General features: G+C 65.7%; 3 protein-coding genes. 1 reads left to right on the top strand and 2 read right to left on the bottom strand.

Features of this window, described 5'->3' with window-relative positions; all coding sequences use genetic code 11:
• Window positions 1–92: 92 nt before the first annotated feature.
• Both VGH68_RS25015 and VGH68_RS25010 read right to left on the bottom strand, forming a co-directional pair.
• On the bottom strand, window positions 93–1,352 hold the full coding sequence (locus VGH68_RS25015) for a DUF3443 domain-containing protein (RefSeq protein WP_331606395.1): 1,260 nt from the start codon (window positions 1,350–1,352) through the stop codon (window positions 93–95).
• An 86-nt stretch (window positions 1,353–1,438) separates the two neighbouring features.
• Entirely contained in the window at window positions 1,439–1,900 is a 462-nt protein-coding gene (locus VGH68_RS25010) for a DUF2844 domain-containing protein (protein WP_331606394.1), read from the bottom strand.
• A gap of 452 nt (window positions 1,901–2,352) precedes the next feature.
• On the opposite strand from VGH68_RS25010, the gene bamC reads away from it, so the two are divergent.
• On the top strand, window positions 2,353–3,521 hold a 1,169-nt coding region (bamC, locus tag VGH68_RS25005), incomplete at its 3' end, for an outer membrane protein assembly factor BamC (protein WP_331606393.1).

The raw sequence follows: 3,521 nt of genomic DNA, 5'->3' as shown, positions 1-3,521 counted from the left end.
CACGCACGCTCACGCATCGTCACGCCCCAACGCACCCAGCCCACGCAACGCACCCGACGGACGCAACGCACCCAACGCACCCCAAACGCGTGCTAGAACGCGTAAAACGGCCCCGGCCCAGCCGGCGTATTGCGCGCCGCGATCGCCGTGAAAATGCGTTTGCCATAAAAGAACGGCAAGCCCCAGCCGAAGCCCCGGCTCGCGTTGCCGGCGAGGTTGTCGAACGCGTTGTTCGACGACGCGAACAACGTGTTCGAATTGCCGACGTTGAACGACACGAAGCTCGACGCGCCATCGGTACCGGTGATCGACGCGCTCCCCGTTTGCGTCGAACCCGGGCAATACCAGATGCCGCATAGTGGAAACTGCGTCGAGTGAAAGAACAGTCCGTTCGAGCCGCTGTCCAGATAGCTCGCCGTGTACGTTTGGCCGCCGGATGTGGTCGTCACGTAGCCCGTCGACGCACTGGCCTTGACGACGCTCGTGCCGGCCAGCGTGTTGTCCGCCTGCGTACCAATGCCGAAAATCAGCGAGCCCGATACGCTGGCCGCACCGGCATCGGCGACGGCCGGCAGGTCGATCACCACCCCGTTGTTATCGAGCGCGAAGCTGCTCACCGGGTTGGTCAGTTGCTGCGCGATCGGTTGCGCGCTCGCCGTGCAGCCGCTGGTGCTGCAGCTGTAGTACCAGCGCGGCAACGCGGCGTTGGCACTGTCGGTGCCGCAATCGACCGGGAACAGCCCGACGCCGAGAATGCCGTTCGCGTGCAGACTCGCGACGGTGAGCATCGCCGGGCCGGAGTTCGCGCAGTCGGTCGGCGCGGCGGGCAGCGCCGGGTCGGCGATCACCTGCACCGGGATCGATGACGCGAGCTGGCCGGCCATGCGCACGTCCGCGGTTCGCACCGAACCCCACGCGTAGCCGCTGCCGAATACCGCGCATTCGCCCGATACGCCGCCGCCGGACGCCACCGACGGCAGCGAGACGCTCGCCGGCAGCGCGGACGCGAGAATGCGCAGGCCATTCGAGCCGGTGTCGACCTGGATATCGTCGATGGTCGCGCAGGTGCTGGTGCCGGCCATGCATACCGTGACGCTCGTCGTCAGGATATTGCGCGTCGTGCCGGGCGACACGCCGACCGTGACCGGCTGCACGTTCGGCAGGTTCGATTGCTGCGCGCCCGTGTCCAGAGCCGGATTGGGGGGCGAGCCGCTGGTGCCGGACGAGGGCGTGCTGCTCGACGGCGCGGAGCCGCTTGCGGACGAGTTCGATGAACTGCCGCCGCCGCCGCAGCCGGCGAGCATCGCGCAGACGAAAAGAAGCAGGGTGGGGATGCGGAAGGCGAATTTCATGGCGGGCGGTCGTCGGCGGGAGCTGAGGGGCGACTGAGGGCGATCGGGGGCGATTGGGGGCGACTGGTGCGCGAGTGAGCGGCGCGTTACTGCAGATCGTCGGACGTGACACCGGGCGGCAACGCCGCGGGCAGCCATGCCCGTCCGACGTAGCCGCGCATCGGGCCGCCGGATTCGACGATCACATCCGGGCGCGCGATCCGCGACGAATGCAGGTCGCCGTTGGCGGCCGCGGCGGCGCCGGCTTTATACGAATCGGCGTATTTGCCGAGCAGCGCGTGCAGGTCGGGCATCGTTGGCCCTTGCCATGTGTAGGCGATGATCTGGCCGGTGCTCGTCGCGTATTCGTTGATGGCGGTATTGCCGGCGTCGGTCCACGTGCGCACGCGCAGCGCGCCGTTGAGTATCGTATGCGGCGCGCTTGCCGCCGACGCGGCTTGATTCGGCATCACGCCGCCCAGTTCGGCGTGCGCGCCGGCACCGACGCAGCATGTAGCAACAGCGATCGCCGATGCGATCAGGCACCGGCGAGAAGAGGACTTGGACATGGATGGTCCGCCGCGTACGGCGTCCGGGTTTTATTGAGACAAGTGGATCAAACGTAACACCCGCTTTTTCTTTTGCTTGCGACTCGTGTCACACATGGCCTCACGCAATGCCGAAAGTGTCCGCATGCGCGCTCGAAAGTCCTTTCGAAACGGGGTCCAGCGGTGGCATGCGGACTATCCCGAGATCAGCCGCCAAATGTTATGAACCGTGAAATTTACCTGATAAAGAGATAGGCCGGAGCCAGTGACGGAACTTTTTTACCACTGTGGCAAGGCGCGAGCGGCGCAGTTGTTGATCGCAGGCGGCCGCGCGTATCAGATGCATCGGCGCGCATCACGCGCCGTCGATTCGCGGGCAAACCCCAGTTTTTGCACACGCCTCTCGCGGACCGGTAAAATGTTGGGTTGATCCACGGAAACTTGCCGTGGCGTAGCGGAAGGATTCTCCGAACATGACTGATCTTCGTCTTACCAAGCGGTTTGCAGTAATGCTGATGGCGGGCGGGCTGGTCGCCGGCTGCGGCACCTCGTCGCCGAACAAAATCGACTACAAGAGCGACTCCAAGTCGAAGCAGGTATCGCTTGCCGTACCGCCGAACATGATCGACGAGACGCCCGATCAGCGTTCGCTGCCGCCGCAGGGCGGCGAAACCTCGCTGTCCACGTTGAAGCAGGTGCAGGCGCAGGCGCCGGCGGGCAACCCGGTGGTGGTCGTGCCGCCGGTTCAGGGCATGCATATCCAGCGCGACGGCACCGAAAGCTGGCTTCTGATCGACAACAAGACACCCGATCAGGCCTGGGCGCAGATCCGCCGCTTCTGGCAGGAACAGGGCTTTCTGCTCGTCGTCGATCAGCGCGACAAGGGCGTGATGGAAACCGACTGGAACGAAACCCACGCGCAGATCAACGACGGCTTTATCCGCAACACGCTGTCGAAGACGATGGGCAACAGCTACGTGGCATCGGAGCGCAACAAGTTCCGCACCCGCCTGGAGGCCGCACCGAACGGCGGCACCTACGTGTTCGTCAGCCAGAAGGGCATGCGCGAGGCGATCACCGGCACCAACAACGATTCGAGCCAGTGGCAGCCGAAGCCGAACGACCCCGGGCTCGAGCAGGAATATCTGAAGCGCCTGATGGCCTCGCTCGCGATCGCCGATTCGCGCGCGGCGGGCGGCACGCAGAACGCCCAGCTGTCGCCCGCGGGCGCGCAGGTTGCGCCGGGCGCGGCGAGTGCGGGTGCGAAGTCGGCGGCGGCGGCCACTGCGGCGCAAAACGTTGTGCTCGCGGCCCAGCCGCCGATGCCGGATTCGGATACGTCGGGTGCGCCGGCGCAGTTCTCGTCGACGGAGCTTACGCTGGGCGAGCCCTATGACCGCGCATGGTTGCGCGTGGGCCTCGCGCTCGATCGCAGCAACTTCACCGTGAACGACCGTGACGCGAGCCGCGGCCTGTATTTCGTGCGCTACGCCGATCCGAAGGATATGACGTCGGCAGAACAGGGCTTCTGGAGCCAGGTGTTCCACGGCAAGAAGGAAAAGGTGGCCAAGGAGTATCGCGTGAACGTGCGCGCGCTAACGCCTGACCAGACACGCGTGGCCGTCGTCGACGTCAAAGGGCA

It is taken from the genome of Paraburkholderia sp. (assembly GCF_036488505.1).
GTDB lineage: Bacteria > Pseudomonadota > Gammaproteobacteria > Burkholderiales > Burkholderiaceae > Paraburkholderia.
Note: the sequence above shows the minus strand (reverse complement) of the source record. Positions and strands in the feature narration are given on the sequence as shown.

Excerpts from the sequence above, each read along its gene's own strand:
- VGH68_RS25015 (WP_331606395.1), bottom strand. The coding sequence starts at position 1,352 with ATGAAATTCGCCTTCCGCATCCCCACCCTGCTTCTTTTCGTCTGCGCG.
- VGH68_RS25010 (WP_331606394.1), bottom strand. The coding sequence starts at position 1,900 with ATGTCCAAGTCCTCTTCTCGCCGGTGCCTGATCGCATCGGCGATCGCT.